At 36.0% G+C, this 17927-nt stretch carries 18 protein-coding genes; 16 read left to right on the top strand and 2 right to left on the bottom strand.

Going from position 1 to position 17927, the window contains the following annotated elements; translation table 11 throughout:
* The first annotated feature begins 6 nt into the window (after positions 1–6).
* The 8 genes from BUB45_RS04405 (at position 7) to BUB45_RS04370 (ending at position 7111) form a co-directional block, all read left to right on the top strand.
* Complete coding sequence (locus BUB45_RS04405) at positions 7–1038, top strand: TRAP transporter substrate-binding protein (RefSeq protein ID WP_073005668.1); 1032 nt, start codon at positions 7–9, stop codon at positions 1036–1038.
* Positions 1039–1054: 16 nt separating this feature from the next.
* Entirely contained in the window at positions 1055–1543 is a 489-nt protein-coding gene (locus tag BUB45_RS04400) for a TRAP transporter small permease (RefSeq protein ID WP_073005666.1), read from the top strand.
* Positions 1533–2840 carry a TRAP transporter large permease gene (locus BUB45_RS04395; RefSeq protein WP_073005664.1) on the top strand — a complete coding sequence of 436 codons (1308 nt, stop codon included), beginning with the start codon at positions 1533–1535 and terminating at the stop codon, positions 2838–2840. The genes BUB45_RS04400 and BUB45_RS04395 overlap by 11 nt, the downstream gene beginning before the upstream one ends.
* Positions 2841–3357: 517 nt before the next feature.
* Positions 3358–4068: a sirohydrochlorin chelatase gene (locus BUB45_RS04390; protein ID WP_073005662.1), complete on the top strand. Its 711-nt coding sequence runs from the start codon at positions 3358–3360 to the stop codon at positions 4066–4068.
* Positions 4065–4280 (top strand): hypothetical protein, encoded by a 216-nt coding sequence (locus BUB45_RS04385; protein WP_073005660.1) that lies wholly within the window; start codon positions 4065–4067, stop codon positions 4278–4280. The genes BUB45_RS04390 and BUB45_RS04385 overlap by 4 nt, the downstream gene beginning before the upstream one ends.
* A gap of 1 nt (position 4281) precedes the next feature.
* A complete protein-coding gene (locus tag BUB45_RS04380) occupies positions 4282–4515 on the top strand; it encodes an antibiotic biosynthesis monooxygenase family protein (RefSeq protein ID WP_073005658.1) in 234 nt (77 codons plus the stop codon).
* Between the two features lie 47 nt (positions 4516–4562).
* Entirely contained in the window at positions 4563–5351 is a 789-nt protein-coding gene (gene ytvA, locus BUB45_RS04375) for a YtvA family blue-light photoreceptor (RefSeq protein WP_073005657.1), read from the top strand.
* 578 nt (positions 5352–5929) lie between these two features.
* A complete protein-coding gene (locus tag BUB45_RS04370) occupies positions 5930–7111 on the top strand; it encodes a hydroxymethylglutaryl-CoA synthase (protein WP_073005655.1) in 1182 nt (393 codons plus the stop codon).
* 396 nt (positions 7112–7507) lie between these two features.
* On the opposite strand, the gene BUB45_RS04365 is transcribed toward BUB45_RS04370, so the two are convergent.
* Positions 7508–7960, bottom strand: a complete 453-nt coding sequence (locus tag BUB45_RS04365; RefSeq protein ID WP_073005653.1) for an SRPBCC family protein — start codon at positions 7958–7960, stop codon at positions 7508–7510.
* A gap of 342 nt (positions 7961–8302) precedes the next feature.
* Here BUB45_RS04365 and BUB45_RS04360 point away from each other — a divergent pair, with 342 nt between their 5' ends.
* The 3 genes from BUB45_RS04360 to BUB45_RS04350 all read left to right on the top strand — a co-directional run bounded on the left by BUB45_RS04360 (position 8303) and on the right by BUB45_RS04350 (position 10867).
* Positions 8303–9112: an ABC transporter ATP-binding protein gene (locus BUB45_RS04360; RefSeq protein ID WP_212590743.1), complete on the top strand. Its 810-nt coding sequence runs from the start codon at positions 8303–8305 to the stop codon at positions 9110–9112.
* 80 nt (positions 9113–9192) lie between these two features.
* A complete protein-coding gene (locus BUB45_RS04355) occupies positions 9193–9897 on the top strand; it encodes a hypothetical protein (RefSeq protein WP_073005651.1) in 705 nt (234 codons plus the stop codon).
* Positions 9898–10120: 223 nt separating this feature from the next.
* Positions 10121–10867, top strand: coding sequence for a sulfite exporter TauE/SafE family protein (locus BUB45_RS04350; RefSeq protein ID WP_073005649.1), 747 nt, complete (start codon positions 10121–10123; stop codon positions 10865–10867).
* Positions 10868–11255: 388 nt separating this feature from the next.
* Here the strand turns inward: BUB45_RS04350 and BUB45_RS04345 are convergent, their stop codons facing one another.
* Positions 11256–11675, bottom strand: coding sequence for an Hsp20/alpha crystallin family protein (locus tag BUB45_RS04345; protein WP_073005647.1), 420 nt, complete (start codon positions 11673–11675; stop codon positions 11256–11258).
* A gap of 505 nt (positions 11676–12180) precedes the next feature.
* Between BUB45_RS04345 and BUB45_RS04340 the strand changes: the two genes are divergently transcribed.
* The 5 genes from BUB45_RS04340 to BUB45_RS04315 all read left to right on the top strand — a co-directional run bounded on the left by BUB45_RS04340 (position 12181) and on the right by BUB45_RS04315 (position 17793).
* Complete coding sequence (locus tag BUB45_RS04340; RefSeq protein WP_073005646.1) at positions 12181–13350, top strand: hypothetical protein; 1170 nt, start codon at positions 12181–12183, stop codon at positions 13348–13350.
* A gap of 15 nt (positions 13351–13365) precedes the next feature.
* Positions 13366–14610, top strand: a complete 1245-nt coding sequence (locus BUB45_RS04335; protein WP_073005644.1) for a metal-dependent hydrolase family protein — start codon at positions 13366–13368, stop codon at positions 14608–14610.
* Between the two features lie 1000 nt (positions 14611–15610).
* The gene (ectA, locus tag BUB45_RS04325; RefSeq protein WP_073005641.1) at positions 15611–16090 is read left to right on the top strand and encodes a diaminobutyrate acetyltransferase; all 480 of its coding nucleotides are present in this window, start codon (positions 15611–15613) and stop codon (positions 16088–16090) included.
* Between the two features lie 12 nt (positions 16091–16102).
* Complete coding sequence (ectB, locus tag BUB45_RS04320; protein ID WP_073005639.1) at positions 16103–17389, top strand: diaminobutyrate--2-oxoglutarate transaminase; 1287 nt, start codon at positions 16103–16105, stop codon at positions 17387–17389.
* Between the two features lie 17 nt (positions 17390–17406).
* Positions 17407–17793, top strand: a complete 387-nt coding sequence (locus BUB45_RS04315) for an ectoine synthase (RefSeq protein ID WP_073005637.1) — start codon at positions 17407–17409, stop codon at positions 17791–17793.
* The last annotated feature ends 134 nt before the right edge of the window (positions 17794–17927 follow it).

Here is a 17927-nt window from a genome sequence, read left to right as displayed (position 1 = left end):
GATAGGATGTTGCGAAATCACTACCTGCTTATAGGCTTTGTATGGTTATTTATTCTATCGGCTTGTTCTCAAGGAATAGCTTTAACCGAATCGGATCACCATTTGGTAATTTCCCATTTTTTACCCGGGAGCCACCCCATTCAAACGGATATTCTGAAAGAAATTGGCGATGAATGGACAGAGGAATCGAATCATTCGATTACATATGATTTATACCCTTCTAATGCATTAGGGAATGCAGGATCACAGTATGATATGGCCGTCACTGGAGAGGCAGACATTGCCTTAAGCGTTCATGGCTATTCACCAGGAAGATTTTCTTTAGTTTCTATACTGGAATTACCATTTTTTGCAGAGTCAGCAGTACACGGGTCAAAAATAATAGAACATTTATTTCATGAATTTCCTAGTATTCAAAAGCAACATGATGATAGCGTTCCATTATTTTTATTCACCGCAGATCCTGCTCAGTTAGTGACGAAAACAAAACGAATAAAATCTCCAGAAGATGTAAAAGGGTTACGCATTCGATCACCATCTCCATTAGCAAATGAAATATTAGAAGCGCTAGGTGCCGTTCCGGTATCTATGCCAATGGGAGATGTGTATGAATCTATGGAGCGAGGCGTCATTGATGGAGCAATGATTCCGTTAGAAGCTTTATATAATTACAACCTTCATGAAGTAACAAACTATATTACGATCGGAAACTTTTCAACAACGCCTTTTTTTGCTGTCATGAACAAACACAAGTATAATCAGTTTTCAAAATCGGAAAAATCAATGATACACGAATCCACTGGTTTAGAAGCAGCGATAAAAAGTGGCGAAGTTTTTGATCAAGATGGGAGAAAAGGGAGAAATCTAGCAGAAGAGAACGGTGCGAAAGTGTATGAGGTAGATAAAATTCAAATAGGTGAATGGAATGCAGCCTTAAAACCTGTCTTTGAGACATGGATAGAAGAAATGGAAAAAGAAGGCTATCCAGGCAGGGAAATTTACCATCGAGCTTTAGAACTTAAAGAAGAGTTACGTTAAAAGAGGTGATATATAATTGAAAAGGTGGATAGAACAACTTGCAAGATTCTCTCATAGGCTAGCTCAATGTATTTTGTTTATGATGGCTATATATATTACCATAGATGTTTTATCAAGGTGGATGTGGAATAAACCCATATTAGGTGCTGTTGATTTTACGGAACTTGGTTTATCAATGGTGATTTTTTTAAGCATTGCTTATACACATGTAAAAGAAGAACATATTTCCATAGACTTTGTTTTCGAACGGTTTCCAAAGCGAATGCAATTGGTTTTACATGCCATCATTCATTTCCTCACCTTTATTTTAATGGTTTTAATAGGGTGGAGTACTAGCGAATACGCAATTCGTCTATACAATGCTAATACAACTACCGGAGATCTTACTATTCCTCTTTATCCTATTGCTTGGGTAGCTGTTATTGGATTAAGTTTATTCGCATTATCAGCCCTGCTACACGCTATACGTTATATGCATAAGGGGGTCTTCATAAATGACTCCTGAAATGATAGGGATGATAGGAATTATTGGATTAGTTGGCCTGTTGTTATTAAAAATACCTGTAGGCATCGCTTTAATTATAATTGCTCTAAGCGGAACAACACTTATTCGTGGTTGGGACGTGGCGTTTTCTCAATTAGGTAGAACGCCTTTTGATACAGCAAGTTCATACTCTTTAAGCGTTATTCCATTATTTATCTTGATGGGTATGATTCTTTCTTATACAGGTATGGGGAAAGATTTATACAAAGCTGTCGATAGTTGGATTGGTCATTGGAAAGGTGGCTTAGCCATGGCAACAATTGGTTCTGCAGCTATTTTTTCAGCCATATCAGGCTCTTTAAATGCTACAACTGCTACCGTATCGAAAATCACTTTACCTGAAATGGAAAAATATCGTTATAAGCCAAGCTTGTCTACAGCATGTGTGGCAGCGGGAGGAACATTAGGCATTCTGATTCCGCCAAGTGTGATTTTGATTTTATACGGCATTCAAACGAGAGAACCTATTGGAGAACTGCTTATTGCAGGAATCATTCCAGGAATGATTCAAATGCTCCTATTTATATTGATTGTAGTGTTTCTTGTGCGTAGAGACCCTACGTTAGCTCCTGCTAGAGAAGAAGGGAGCGCTTTAACAACGGAAAAAATGACCACACTAATACGTATGTGGCCCTTTGCAACGCTTTTTTTAATTAGTATTGGAGGAATATATTTAGGGATATTTACCCCCACAGAAGCTGCTGGAGTAGGAGCTATCAGTGCTTTGTTTTTCTCCTTACTTACTAGAAAAATGAATTGGCACCGGCTAAAACTAGCTTTTCATGAATCTGTAAAATTAACAGCTTATATCTTCTTTATTCTAATTGGAGCTACGTTGTTTAGTCAGTTTTTGACGATAAGTAGACTTCCTGTAGAATTAACTTATCTTGTCAGTCGTTTAGATTTAAATCACTATATCATTCTTATTGGTATATTACTAGCATTGTTTTTGCTTGGATGTTTTATTGAAGGGTTATCTCTGATTGTACTTACCATCCCAATTGTTTATCCAATAATCTTGGAACTAGGATTTAATGGTGTTTGGTTTGGAATTATAATGGTAATGGCAATTAATATTGGTTCTTTAACCCCCCCACTGGGAATTAGTATTTTTGTAATTAAAGGGGTTGCTCCTAATATACCTGTTCAAACTATATTTAAGGGAGCTATACCAATGATAGTCGGCATGATTATTTGCATTTTAATACTCATTATATTTCCTTCTTTTGTTACAATTTTGCCCAGTTTAATGAGATAAAACCCTTGCTTGTATTATAGAATTGTAGAAGGTTTATCGTATAAGAAATTCGCCATAAAGATTTGGTAATAAGTCTGTTTTTAAAGAGCTTTATTATAATAAGAGCTCTTTTTGTTTTGAAAATAAACCACACTCAATGGTTTTATGACGTTGCTCCATTTTTACAAACAAGGGAAGCCGACGTTGAAGGATGAGAATACTACCATGTTGTGTGTTTTTAAATACATGGAGGAGAATGACAAAAGCTTTATTAGTTATTTATTCATCTACTATTTTGTACATGAACATTTGTTCAAGCAATAGAAGTTTTAATAATGATAGTCGGGTTGGTAAACTGTTATCATGCATAAGAATGTGATATTGTTAATGTAGATTTTAGCAGCACTGGAAGGATCTTTCCCGCTATAGGAAAATAAACATCTTTTCTTCCTATTAAGAACGTTTTTTCCTTCATAAAAACTTTGCTGTGAAACTGATTTTTTCTCTAAAAAATGCATAAACGTAAAGGGGCTTCTTGATGGATAAAGATGTAGTTGTGATTGTCTATCATGGATCTAAGGATGATGATAAGAATCAAGCGTTTTTAAACTTTGTTGATCATTTACAGGCTTGGGATGATGGAAATGCGCGCTTTATTGGATGTTATATTGAGCAAGCAGAGCCTACTATAAATCAAATTATGCAACAACGGGATAGCTTATACGGACGTGTTTACATTTTTCCATTGCTTTTCTTAAGAGGGAAGCATTATAACCAGGATGTAAAAGGGGTTATTGAAGCATACGAACAAGAAATAAATAAAAATACAGTATTGCTCCCACCACTTTGCGAAGACGGTTTATTTTTAACCTATGTGGTTGAGCGTTTATATTCGGTTTATAATCAACCAGTTATTATTGCGGCACATGGGTCAGCTCATGACACTCGTGCAAATGATGCACTTGAACAGTTGACTACTCTTTTGGAACAACAATATTCCCGACCATCCTCGTCTCTGTTCTTATTTGGCGAAGGGCAACATGCCGTTTTAGAACAATTTTCTTTCCGTTATGAGTTGTTTTATATTTTGCCACTAACATTTGGAAAAGGGGCAGTTTACGAGCAGTTTAAAGACAGGGTGCTAGGCTATCCAAAAGCAAAGCTGTTGCCGCCTGTCTATTTTGATAAGTCGTTGCAGAATTATGTTTTGTTGCAGTTAAAAAGTTTAAGGGAGGATGTTGAAAAGTGAAATTGAAGATTCAAAGGATTCATGGGGGAGAAACATTAGCTATTATTGAAGAAGGAAACCAAGTTCAAATTGTTTCAGAACAGGTAAATACCTATGAAATCATTGATCAATCCAATAAGTTGTGTCAAGAGGCTGTTACTGTGTTAAATTATATTGGTGTTTATAGTGAAAATAGGGAGCGCTTTGAAGAACGTTTTTTTACAACGCCCTAGAATGATAGAAAACGAACAAGGCTTTATCGCAATTCGCGTTTTACGGCCTTTACAAGATGATATATATATTGTTCTAACACAATGGCAAACGGAGGAAGATTTCCGAAATTGGCAAGCATCTACTGCGTACCAGCATGCGCATAAAAATAGAAATACGCAAAAAGGAATTGACCAAGAGCAAGGCGTACTTAAAGGAAAACCATACCATTATTTGTATCAAGCAAGCCATAGATAAAGTATGTCTTATACAAGATAATTTTGCAGGAAAGAGGAATCATTTGAATGAAGAAGCAACGACATGATGAATTGCATTTATTTGAAAAGGCATTAAATTATACGAGAGTCGGCTTAATTATAACTGATCCAAATATAGAAGATAATCCAATTATTTTTGTAAATAAAGGTTTTACTGAATTAACAGGATATGAAGAAAATGAAGTTATAGGTAAGAATTGTCGATTCTTGCAAGGTGAAGCTACGGAATCTTATAGTATGGATAGAATACGGTCTGCAATTTGGACAAAGGAGTCCATTTCGCTACAGCTATATAACTATAGAAAAGATGGGACTGGTTTTTGGAATGAGCTTTCGATTGATCCGATGTGGGTGGAAGAGGAGCAAAAATATTATTTCGTTGGCGTCCAAAAAGATGTTACAGAATTAAAAGAAAGTGAACGCCTATTACAAATGAGTTTGCAGGAGATCGATAAACTTTCCACGCCTATTGTACCCATTAGAGATGATGTCGCAGTCTTACCTCTTATCGGTAATATGAATGATCAGCGAATGGAAACGCTCATGACTAATATATCTACGTATATGGAGCAGGCAAATGAGGGATATATCATTATTGATTTATCTGGGCTATATGAAGTGGATACATATACTGTGTCACGTCTTCTAAAAGTTCATCAATTTATTTCATTAATGGGCAAAGAATTATTATTTGTTGGTTTTCGCCCAGATATGGCTCTGAAAACGGTGATTATTCAAGATACGTTTAAAGATATGAATACATTTAAAAATGTTAAAATGGCTTTAAATTACATAGATAAAATTAGTAGAAATTAATTATTCAATTGGGAAAATGCATCGGATTAAACAAGATGGTTATCAATTCGATTTAGGGCCAAGTATCGTTATGATGCCAGAGTTGTATCGAGAGATTTTCGAACTTACAGGGCGTAATCCGGATTAGATCCAATGTATACAGTAGAAGAGGAAAATAAAGCTTTGCGCAGAGACTTTAATGGCATTAAAATTCACGGAGCACATGTGCACATTAGATACTGTTTTCCTCTTTCCCTTTTTTAAAAGATAAGAAAGCATAAAATTTGATGCTTTGGCGTAATCAAATAACCGAATGGGCGCCGGCATACTCCTGTTGCAGGAGCATGATTCCTAAAACTTTCGTCGATTCGCTACGTTGCTAAACTGGCGCCCCGAGCCTTTGTTCTTTCCTTTCCAAATTCATAGAGGAATCTTATGGGCGATAATTCAATTAAATAAAAAAATTGGAAGCGCCGTTATTTGTGTTTAAGACTAGATTATATTATGATATACTATGGTTAATTTTTTAGATTAATTGTGAAAATAGTCACTTAATGGATATTTCATCTAGTATGTAGTAAAGGAGCTAGGAGCTTATTATGAAAATAGGAATAGATAAAATAGGATTTTACACGCCACATTTATATGTAGATATGAATGATTTGGCAAAAGCTAGGGACGTAGATCCAGCCAAATTCACCATTGGTATTGGTCAAGAAAAAATGGCTATCGCACCACTTACCCAGGATGCTGTTACGTTGGCTGCTAATGCTGCCTTGGAAATTATTGATGAATCAGATAGACAAGCTATTGACTTTGTAATATTTGGTACAGAAACAGGTGTAGATCATTCTAAAGCAGCAGGAGTATATGTTCACCATTTATTAAATCTCCAACCGCAAACAAGAACCGTGGAAGTAAAGCAGGCTTGTTTCGGAGCAACAGCTGGGATTCAAATGGCTAAAGCTCACATTGCTTTACATCCAAACAGCAAAGTTCTAGTATTGGCCTCAGATATTGCCAGATATGGACTACGAACTGGTGGAGAGGCAACACAAGGTGCAGGTGCAGTAGCCATGGTAATGAGTAAGAACCCTAAAATTATGGCAATAGAGGAGCCATCTGCCTATTTAACAGAAGATGTAATGGATTTTTGGCGACCTGTATACTCTGAATATGCTCAAGTAGATGGAAAATTATCAAATGAAATGTATTTGTCTTTTTTTGAAAAGATATGGGAAGCCTATCAACAAAAGACAGGCTTGGGAATTGGCGATTTTTCTGCCATTTGCTACCATCTCCCATATACGAAAATGGGTTTAAAAGCTCTAAGAATGATTTATGACCAAGGAACGGAAGCGGACAAAGAACGTCTGTTAGAAAACTTGGAACATAGTAAAATATACAATAAAAATGTCGGAAATATTTATACTGGCTCTTTGTATTTGAGCTTTCTGTCTTTAATTGAGCATCAAAATAATCTACGTGCTGGTGACAGGATTGGGTTGTTTAGTTATGGATCTGGAGCAGTAGGAGAATTTTTTGCGGGTATTTTACAATCTGGTTATCAAGAACATTTGCATGCAGAGCAACATCAGAAATTACTTTCTTCTAGAACAGAAGTAAGTGTAGAGGAGTACGAACGAATATTTGCAGCGACGTTGCCAAAAGATGGAACTGCTTATCAACTGGATGATCAAAATGATCCTGCAAAGATTAAACTTTCCGGGGTTGGTGAGCATAAACGCCATTATGCAAATAGCCTTGCAGTGAAAATGTAATAAAAGCGGTAAGGTGACTCAAATTGCCCTCTGGAGCCATATGTCATACCTTTGGGCTACTAAACACAATTCGTGTTTGGGTAAAAGAAAACCTCCAAGGGTTGAAGATTCCCTTATGTAAGCAAGCTGAACAATGATAAGAATTGTTCAGCTTTTATTTTCGCTATATGAAGGATATGAAAAATTTGGGCTTTATTGTATTTGCTTATGTCTTATAGAAGGTATAAAAATGAAAGGTTTATAATATAAGAAAAACTCCCTTTTTCCCATAAAAGCTTCGTAAAAAGATAAGTCATGATCGGTTCGTCATCTTACCGTAAATCTTTTATCCCAGTTCATTCATTTCATTCGCTACGTTGCTAAATGTGCGCCCCTTCTTTGTTCTTCCAATGTAGATTAAGAATGACTTTTGCTGTTGGTTATTTCTTGGGCAATTGCTTCCGTTAATTCTGTAGTCATCTTAGGTAGAAAGGATTTTAAAACTGGGTTAATAACTGGTCCCATCATCCCCTCAGCTTTCATGTCTAGATGACCTGTCATTTTTGTTGTATCTGAATTTATTGCTAAAGCATGAAAGTAACCACTACCGGTGAATTTCTCACTTATTCCTTTTAAATTAAAAGTTACTTTTTCAGGTTTTTCCCACTTTGTTATAAGTACTTTTAGTTGTACTTTTTTTTGAACAATACCGAGATCCCCTTTGAATTTCCATGTGGATTCGGTATCGTTTATAATCTCATGATCAATATAGCCAGGTACTAACGGAGCCCAGTGGTTCATATCGCTAACAAAATCCCATACTTGTTCAATTGGCGCTTGAAGAGTCATTTCCTTTGTTCCGCTAGGCATACATGCATCCTCCTTAGAATAAAATGAAATTTTCCCCTGTATAGATAATTTTTTTTGGAACACAGACTGCTCTAATTCATGACACTTATATGTTATGTTATACCACAATAAAGATCCATTTAACCATCAAAAAAGACAAATAGGTAAAAAGATTTTGAAAGTAAAAGTAACTATGGATATAATAAATACATATATAATCCAAAATATTCCTTATAGCGTGTCAAATAAAAGTGTGGTTAAAAGTAAAGCACATGCTGGTAAGCGCAGTAATGTATTACTTCGTTAGAATAGGTATTTTTAAAGAGGGGTGGTTTGTTGTCCATATTGATGCAAGGTAAAAATATGTCAAAAAACATAAATAAAAAACATATTTTACAGAACCTAAACTTTACTTTTTATCAACAGAAAACAGTAGCAATTATTGGCGCTAATGGATCAGGTAAGAGCACTTTACTACGAATTTTAGCAGGAATTACACTTCCGTCAAGTGGAAGCATTCGACGTGAGCATATCCGGATAGGGTATGTACCAGAGCAATTTCCTTCGAATATGACGTTTACAGGATTTAATTATCTTTATCATTTAGGAAGAATAGGAGGACTCTCACGTGAAGTCGCAAAAGAACGTGTTGGTCAGCTCTTTGATCAGTTTAACTTTACTGCCCAGTTTGAAGCAATTAAGCATTATTCGAAGGGAATGAGACAAAAAATAAATATCATGCAAGCACTCTTACATCAACCTTCTTTGCTCATATTAGATGAACCCTTATCAGGGTTAGATGAGTCTGTTCAGTTAGAAGTAGAATCTATGTTATATCAATTAAAGCAGCAAGGTTTAACGATTTTTTTTACATGCCATGACTCGCCACTAGTGCATCGTTTAGCAGACCGTACCGTTACATTACAAAATGGGAAGCTTATGGAAAGTGTAATCACTTATGATTATGTCGAGGAGAGTCTTGTTACGATAAAGTCGACGCTTCCAGCAGATGTATCTATTCTTACACAAATAAGCGCTATCTATGGTATCAATCATGAAACAATACACAAAAAGAAGATTCAATTTACTGTAAATTCACGACAAAGTGATGAAATCATTGCTCTATTAATTCAAAGTGGAGCGTCCATTTATTCTGTATGGCATATTCCATAAAAAGCGTTTTCTATGTACGAAGTATAGAATTTCAGAGTTTATTGTGTAAGGCAAGTTTTCTAAGCAAAGGAGGGAACGAAATGAGATCTTTGATGACTTATCATCTTATATCATACATAAAATCATACAATTATGTAGCGCCTATGAGTTTTTTTATTATCATTTTAGTGGTCAACTATGCTATTTATCCAAACCCTGTGTTAGCTAGTTATGGCGTGACTTCGATATATTTGTATATTATAGCAGCTTGGATTACGGTTCGTTTTTTTCATACAGAAGATCCCGTTCAACAGCAAATAACGATGCTTCACGCTAAAAATGAGATGCGATATTTTTGCAGTAAATATGTAACAGCCAGTAGTTTTGTCGTTTTGTTAGCTCTTATTTCGACTAGTTATCCTATTGTTTTTGGAATGTTTAGCAAGAACCCAACAGTATTAGAAGTCACTGTTGGCTTTTTTACTCATTTTTTATTAGGGTTAGTAGCCGTTACTGTCAGTGTGTTATTTTCTAGAATAATTTTAGTTAAAAAGATTAATTCCTGGTTGGGGCTTAGTCTTGTGCTTGTAATATCTATTGTCTCCTTAGGAGTAGAACCATTATTGCCAGGATATTGGAAATACATATTAATAGTATTTCCGCCAGTATCAGAATTAGCTTTACTTATGAACGATCCATTGGACAGTACGAGACTGCTCCTTATTTATTTATGGATATTCCTTTATGCAGCCGTGATGGTAGGTTTGTTTGCGATATTGTATCGTCATAAAAAGAAATTTTCATAAATTAAGCTGGTTTGCGAAAAAATGAGCATATTGCTTTCAAAAACGTGTATTATGCAATACTATTCTATGTACACTTTTCAATTTTATGGCTCTCTCATTTACTGTAATAGAAAAGAAGCAAATGATTAGTTTCACAGCGGGATTTAGAGTCGGGAAATGCCAAGTCGTTGTGACGAAAGATAGATAGAAATTTTAGTATTACAGTAAAAAGGAGGGGATTCACTTGTTTGATTTAACCATTTTGGACTGGTTCATCGTAATTGCTTGTGCTTTATTTATTGGTTTTTCTAAATCTGGAATTCCAAATTTAGTTATTTTAGTGGTCACAATAATTATGTTTGTTTTTCCAGCAAAGGAATCAGTGGGCGTTCTGCTTCCTATGCTTTTGATCGGCGATTTATTTGCTGTCATTTATTATCGTCGTCATGTTGTTTGGAAAAATCTTATACCGCTTATTCCATGGATTTTAGTTGGAATTCTTGGTGGGTTCTTTGTTTTAAGACAAGTGAATGATGAACAGTTAAAGCCAATCATAGGAACGATCGTTCTCGTTATAATCGGTTTAAACGTCATTCGTAATCAATTTGGTGAGCGGTTTAATCAGCTGTTACCAACCTCCATTAGTTTTACAATAACTATGGGAATCCTTAGTGGTTTTACGACGATGGTAGGGAATGCTGCTGGTGCAATCATGACGATTTATTTGTTAGTAAAAAGAGTTCCTAAAAAAGAATTTGTGGGTACAAGTGCGTGGTTTTTTATAACTGTAAATACGATAAAGGTTCCTCTTTATTTGCATCTAAATTTAATTAGCAGTGCATCTTTTAGCCTGAATTTATTAATGCTTCCAGTAATTTTAATTGGGGCCATTATTGGGGCTAAAGTGCTACCGTGGATACCGCAAAACGTGTTTACAATTATAGTGTTGCTGTTAGCTGCTTTAGGAGGGTTATATTTAGTAATTGGTTAGATGATAACTTGATATAAATATAGGTGTACGAATATAAAGGCCAGAAAGAAAATGAGCGGGTTAAAGTTTGGAAATTTTTTCAAACTATGGAGTTTTTAAACATAATAAATGATCATCACAACAAGCGAAATTACTAATTTCCCTAAAAATTTCACCTGAAACCCCTCCGATTATATGTCTTTACTACATTCAGTGTAACAATCTGTTATGAAGGGAGTATAAAACTGGTGTAAAGTGTCTGTAAAGTGTGTCTTGAAATTTTGGCACGTATATAATACGGTCGTTCACATTCAAACTTTATAACAATTAGTGGGGTAGAAAAAAGCCCCACTAATTGAGTGATGCATCATCTTATGTTTCTGCTATTGTAAACGCTTAACCGAAACCGTTACAAATCTGTAGTGTCGTGAATGGAGATAAATTTCCGGCTGGAATTGTTTTTCGGAATAGTTACTTGTAGAATGCCATTATTCAATTTTGCTTCGGTTTCTTTTTCGGAAATTGCAAATGGAAGTGTTACAGTTCTTTCTGATTGGTGGCTGTAACCTTCTTCATCCGTGTTCGAATGATCTTCAACAAAAATTCGTAATTGATTACCAAATATCTCTAATTGGATTTGATCGCGTCTGTACCCTGGAAGTTCAGCTTCTACAATCACATTGTCCTCTGTTTCACGTGTACGAACAGCCAATGGGCGTTTAATAAGCGAATTGAAGTTCTTCGCAGATTCATTAAAAAAAGCGTCCATTTGTTCCATAATACCTTGAAACGGTCCTCGTTCTCCGCGTTTCCAACGTTTATTATCCATTAGCAAACACCTCATATATGCGTATTTATTCATAATATATGCTTTATCTATTCAATCGTTTTGGGCGAGTGCACCAAAATAATGATTTTACCTAAGGATTCTGAAATGTATATCACATTTGAACCTGTCCAACACATATCTGCCAACTCGTGAGTGGGAGTTTTGTACAATAACGATATATCCATTGGAATTTTCTATCATTATAGGTAAGTTTAAAGTTTTTGAAATTTATAGTAACAGAAAAACAAAGGCTTTTGCTATAAGACTTGCGACAAGCTAAGTTCTATGTAAAACTTTTGAGAAAAATTTTAGAAACATTTGCGCTCTTTTTAGTAATATATTGAAAGCGTTACCTATAAAGGGAGCATCGCAAATTTAAAATAAATATTAATTATATATTAGCGTAAAATTGTGTAAATAAACGTTAATTGTCAAAAAAAGCAGTATAGACAAAAAACACTACTAGTGATATATTAGTTAGTATTATTTTTAGGAGGCGATTCTCTTGTTAGCTAACCCGTTAATTGCTACTGTACTTATTTTTGCATTAATTGCACTGGGAGAATGGCTCTCCATTGTTTCTAGAGCAAGAATACCTATGCTACTCACTGCCATGACAGGGTTTCTTGTTCTTGTTTGGACAGGGATATTTCCAGGAGATATATTGGAAAAATCACAGTTTGCTGCATTAGGCGCCATATTAATTGGTCCTGCAATCGTTCATATGGGTACTTTGATTCCTATAGCTTTATTAAAAAGTCAAATAAAAGCCGTTTTTATTTCATTAGGTGGTATACTTGTAGCAAGTGCCACTATTTTAATAGTTGTTTCGCTTGCTTTTGACTATGCAACGGCTGTTGCTGGAGTTGGGCCGTTGAGTGGAGGAATTATTGCTTTAATTGTTACTTCTGAAGAGCTTGCTGCTGTAGGTAAATCTAGCCTTGTCGTTATACCAGCCTTAGTTGTTGCTTTTCAAGGGGTTTTAGGTATGCCATTAGCACTAAATTTTATGCGGAGATATGCGTTGAAGCTTCAAAAGCAAATGGATACCAATACATTTATCCCTATGGATGCAAGCATTATGTATAAAGAAGCGTCTAGTGCGACAGAACAAATCAGTCCATTAAAGCAAAGTTTAACGTTAAAACTGTTTTACGTGTTTGTGGGAGCAGCAATAGGTGTTGCTCTTGGTGAATTAACACCTATACATTATAGCTTATGGTGTTTGGCAATTGGTATTATTGGTTTGAAATTAGGTTTGTTAGAGAGTAAATCTCTAGAACAGGCGAATTCTTTTTCTATAACAATGGTAGCAATAATATTTGTAGTTATCGGCACAATGGCGGGGGTTTCTCCTCAAGATGTTCTCGCAAATTTACCTAGTATTTTGCTGATCTTAATTTTAGGAACATTCGCAATCGCACTGGGCGGGTATGTAATGTCCAAGCTAGTAAAATGGGATGTATTAAAAGGTATGCCTGTTGCTTTAACCGCATTATTTGGATTCCCTGCGGATTACATTTTATGTGAAGAAGTGAGTCGTAGTGTAGCTAGAAATAAACAGGAAGAGAAAATAATCTTCAATGAGCTACTTGCGCCTATGCTAATTGGCGGATTTACAACTGTAACAGTAGCATCTGTAGTTCTTGCTGGAATCTTAGTAAAAACTTTATAACGGGAGGAAGAAAAATTGGGAAAAAAATTAATTAAGAATGCGCTTATTATTGACGGAAACGGTGCAGCTCCAATAAAAGATAGTATCATTGCCTTAGATAATGAAAAAATTACTTACGTTGGTAAAGAAGAAAATTATACATTTGATGGATCAGAATCCGTAATAGATGCTCAAGGTGGCACCGTTTTGCCGGGTTTTATTGATACACACGTACACATGATGTTTGAATACGCACCAATTACCCAAAGATTAGCCACTCCATTTTCATTTATGTACTATCAAGCAGCAAATTATTTAAAAGCAACTTTACATGCTGGAATAACTTCTGTTCGCGATGCTTTAGGTGCTGATTTAGGAGTGAAAAAGGCTGTTAACGAAGGATTAATATGTGGACCAAGGATGCAATTAAGTATTAATGCTTTAACAATTACTGGAGGGCATGGCGATGGTTATACTATATCTGGAAACACCGTGGATTTGTTAGCTTCTAATTACCCAGGTATGCCAAATGGGAAATGTGATGGCGTAGAGGAAGTTCGTAAAAAAACACGACAAATGCTACGGGCTGGTGCAGAAGTGATTAAAGTTCATGCTACAGGTGGTGTGTTAAGTGCCACAGACCATCCTGAATTTACGCAATTTTCATTGGAAGAATTGAAAGTTATTGTAGAAGAGGCAAAATTTCGCAAAGGTGTTAAGGTAATGGCTCATGCCCAAGGTGCTGAAGGGATAAAGAATGCGATTAAAGCTGGTGTTCACTCCATTGAACATGGGATTTTTATAGATGATGAAGCTATTGAATTAATGTTAGAAAATGAAACTTATCTCGTGCCAACCTTACTTGCTCCGGTTGCTGTTTTAGAGACAGCAAAAGATGCAGGAATGCCTGATACAGCTGTAGAAAAGTCGAAAGAAGTGATTGAACAGCATCAAGCAAGCATTGCGAAAGCGTACGATTCAGGCGTAAAGATTGCAATGGGAACGGATGCTGGTGTTATGAAGCATGGAACAAATTTACGAGAACTTGGTTTAATGAGAGACGCTGGGATGACTGCTATGGAAACAATTGTGGCTTCTACTAAAACAGCCGCAGAGTGTTTAGGATGGGAAGAGCAGTTAGGCACCCTTGAAGTGGGGAAATTAGCGGATATTATCATTGTAAAAGGCAATCCACTAAACGATGTTGATATGCTATTGAATAATGATACCATACAAGTAGTAATCAAGAATGGGAAAGTAGAAAAAAACTTATTGTTTTAATTATATCTTACTATTCATAAGCTGTTGTTCGTTCAAAAAGAATCAGATACCTTTTTAGACCTAACATTTAGTAATTAATGGGAGACAACGATTTGCCGATATTCTTGCAAGAGCGTGGCTTTGATACATGCACCTCACATACTCTTTACTATTACAATTCGGTAACCAAACATATATATTTGTAATCGTACTTAAGCATTGAACAAATACCCGATCATCGTCATTTGATGCTCGGGTATTTGTTGCACTATAGGAAAGTATAGAACCTCTAGGCTTATTAGTATAAGAAAAACGACGGCATTCCCATCGCCATCAAGGCGTTGTGAAAAGCCAAGTTTTTCTAAGAGGATAAGAAAAGTATAAAATTTGTTGCTATTGGATACCGATTTAATGGAATAGCGACGTCCGGCTCCAGCGGCCAGCAACTAGGCGACTTCACTCCATTGCCCCTAAGCTGAGTCACTATCGGTTCGTGCTAAATAGGAAGGCCGACTAAAAACGGGCTTGCCTTCGTGCGTCGGCATACCCCTGTTTTAGTGGCAGGCTTCCTAAAACTTTCGTTGATTCGCTCCACTCGCTACGTTGCAAAACGGGCGCTTGCACCTTTTTTCTGTTATAGAGAGTCACTTATTCGAAAAAAGGAATGATACCTACAATTAGTTACATTTACCATTTAATTGTATAATAACGCTAGTTAAAGATGCAATAATTGTCGAATGGTAAGAGATGTTGTTTTATTTATCATCGAATTTAGATAACAATACTATTATTTGGAATTTTTCGTAGCTATTCTTAAAGGAGAGCATATTCTACAACCGTGAGGGCTGCTGAACACATTTAATCTTCCTAAATGCTACTTAAAGCCTTTTGACGATGTAGTTGATTTATTTATAAGCTTATATAGAAGCTTATATTAAACGAAGGGAGAAGTGAAACCATCCAAACAGCAATTCGCACGAATTCAGTTAAAAGTAAAGTAGAACAAGAACTTACATTTCGTATGCCTACAAAAGATGATGGGGCAGCAGTCTGGGATTTAATTCATCAAATTGATAATCTGGATTTAAACTCTTCTTATAGTTATCTTCTATGGTGTGATATGTTTTCTGAAACATCTATCATCGTTGAGGAAGAGGGAGAAGTGGTTGGGTTTATATCCGGGTTTATCCATCCGAATAAACCGAATACATTATTTGTTTGGCAAGTTGCTGTTGATACTTCACAGCGTGGGAAGGGTCTAGCGACACGTATGTTATTTAAACTGCTAGAACGAAAGCAGTTAGCAGAAATTCAGTTTGTTGAGGCAACGGTAACACCTTCTAACTTGCCCTCACAGTATTTATTTATGGGCTTAGCTAAAAAACTAAATACAGAATGTGTTGTTGGTAATTACTATACTTCCGTCGATTTTCCACGAACAGGACATGAAGATGAACAGTTGTATAAGATTGGCCCTATTCCAAGGGAAAATAACAAATAAAAGGATGATTTGGTGACTACAACAGTTGTAAAAAATAGTCCGATGCAAGCATTTGAAGAATTAGAATCAGCAGTAAGAACTTATAGCAGAGGATGGCCGACGATTTTTGAAAAAGCAAAAGGCTATAAACTTTGGGATATAGATGGAAATATGTATATTGATTTTTTTGCAGGTGCTGGTGCGTTAAATTATGGTCATAACCATGAAAAGATGCAACAGAAACTAATCACTTATATACAAAATGATAATATTATTCATAGTTTGGATATGGGGACGACACCCCGTAAAGAATTTTTACAGACCTTTTATAAGACCATTCTAAAACCACGAAATATGAATTATAAAGTGATGTTTCCAGGCCCAACTGGAACGAATACAGTTGAAAGTGCATTGAAGATAGCTAGAAAAGTAACTGGACGTGATACAGTAATAAGCTTTACGAATGCTTTTCATGGAATGACAATTGGATCGCTGTCGGTGACAGGAAATTCATTTAAACGTCATGGGGCCGGGATACCACTGCATCACAGTGTTTCTATGCCGTTTGACGAATATGTGGATGATCAAGATTCAATTGCTTACTTGGAACGATTTTTAGAAGATAGCGGGAGCGGTGTCGCTTTGCCTGCAGCAATTATTCTTGAAACTGTCCAAGGCGAAGGAGGCATTAATGCGGCTAGCACGGAATGGCTGCAAAAGGTTGCTTTCATTTGTAATCGTTGGGATATTTTATTAATTGTAGACGATGTTCAAGCTGGATGTGGGAGAACAGGAACTTTTTTCAGCTTTGAGCTAGCTGGTATCATACCAGATATAGTGTGTATGTCAAAATCAATTGGTGGTATTGGACTTCCAATGGCCATTACTTTAATCAAACCGGAATATGATCAATGGGCACCAGGGGAGCACAACGGAACATTCCGGGGTAATAATTTAGCGTTCATCGCAGCAACAGAAGCTTTAACGGAATTTTGGAAGGATGAAGAATTTTCAAAGTCTATACATCGGAAAAGTAAAATCATAAAAAAACGTATAGATCATATTATCGAAAAATTCCCATCATTAAATGCGAAAGCTCGTGGAAGAGGAATGATGCAAGGGATTGCCATGGAGAAAAGTGAACTTGCGTCAGCCGTTTGTAAGGAAGCTTTTGAAATTGGGTTAATTATAGAAACATCTGGGCCAGATGATGAAGTTGTCAAGTTTCTACCACCGTTAACTATTGATGAAGCGGGGATCAACCAAGGGTTTGATATTTTAGAAGTAAGCATTGAACAGGTGTTAAACAATAAAGGATAAATAAAGGAGATACTTACATGATTGTTAAATCACTAGACGATATCATTGGCACTCGAGATGAAACATCGGGTAACAATTGGACGAGTCGCCGTTTTATCATGAAGAAAGATAATGTAGGTTTTAGTTTAAATGATACGATAATTAAAGCAGGAACAACCAATTTCTTCTGGTATAAAAATCATATTGAAGCGGTTTATTGCATTGAGGGGGAAGGTGAGATAGAAAAGCTGGAAACTGGTGAAGTATATAACCTGAAGCCAGGCACTATGTATCTATTAAACGAAAATGATAAACATGAGCTTCGTGCAAAAACACAAATGCGCATGGTCTGTGTTTTTAATCCTCCTCTAGTAGGAACCGAAACACATACAAAAGAAGGATATTACCCACTTTTAACCGAATAAACAGCAAATCTTTAGAGCGAGGGACATAAGTAAAAGGAGTATAAACGCGGCTTATCACCAAATTTTATGGTGAAAGCCGTCGTTTTGTTTTCCTCTACTATGAACCCTTCATTAGCCATACCATTTGCGGTAGT

Origin of the sequence: Virgibacillus chiguensis, assembly GCF_900129865.1 — a bacterium.
Lineage (GTDB): Bacteria > Bacillota > Bacilli > Bacillales > Amphibacillaceae > Virgibacillus > Virgibacillus chiguensis.
This window is presented reverse-complemented; position numbering and strand designations above follow the sequence as displayed.

What these genes read in the sequence shown, in the direction of transcription:
- BUB45_RS04315 (WP_073005637.1), top strand. Translation starts at nt 17,407, where the DNA reads ATGATTGTTAAATCACTAGACGATATCATTGGCACTCGAGATGAAACA.
- ytvA (WP_073005657.1), top strand. Translation starts at nt 4,563, where the DNA reads ATGAAGAAGCAACGACATGATGAATTGCATTTATTTGAAAAGGCATTA.
- BUB45_RS04370 (WP_073005655.1), top strand. Translation starts at nt 5,930, where the DNA reads ATGAAAATAGGAATAGATAAAATAGGATTTTACACGCCACATTTATAT.
- BUB45_RS04360 (WP_212590743.1), top strand. Translation starts at nt 8,303, where the DNA reads ATGTCAAAAAACATAAATAAAAAACATATTTTACAGAACCTAAACTTT.
- BUB45_RS04390 (WP_073005662.1), top strand. Translation starts at nt 3,358, where the DNA reads ATGGATAAAGATGTAGTTGTGATTGTCTATCATGGATCTAAGGATGAT.
- BUB45_RS04395 (WP_073005664.1), top strand. Translation starts at nt 1,533, where the DNA reads ATGACTCCTGAAATGATAGGGATGATAGGAATTATTGGATTAGTTGGC.
- ectA (WP_073005641.1), top strand. Translation starts at nt 15,611, where the DNA reads ATGCCTACAAAAGATGATGGGGCAGCAGTCTGGGATTTAATTCATCAA.
- BUB45_RS04345 (WP_073005647.1), bottom strand. Translation starts at nt 11,675, where the DNA reads ATGGATAATAAACGTTGGAAACGCGGAGAACGAGGACCGTTTCAAGGT.
- BUB45_RS04405 (WP_073005668.1), top strand. Translation starts at nt 7, where the DNA reads ATGTTGCGAAATCACTACCTGCTTATAGGCTTTGTATGGTTATTTATT.
- BUB45_RS04355 (WP_073005651.1), top strand. Translation starts at nt 9,193, where the DNA reads ATGAGATCTTTGATGACTTATCATCTTATATCATACATAAAATCATAC.
- BUB45_RS04365 (WP_073005653.1), bottom strand. Translation starts at nt 7,960, where the DNA reads ATGCCTAGCGGAACAAAGGAAATGACTCTTCAAGCGCCAATTGAACAA.
- BUB45_RS04380 (WP_073005658.1), top strand. Translation starts at nt 4,282, where the DNA reads ATGATAGAAAACGAACAAGGCTTTATCGCAATTCGCGTTTTACGGCCT.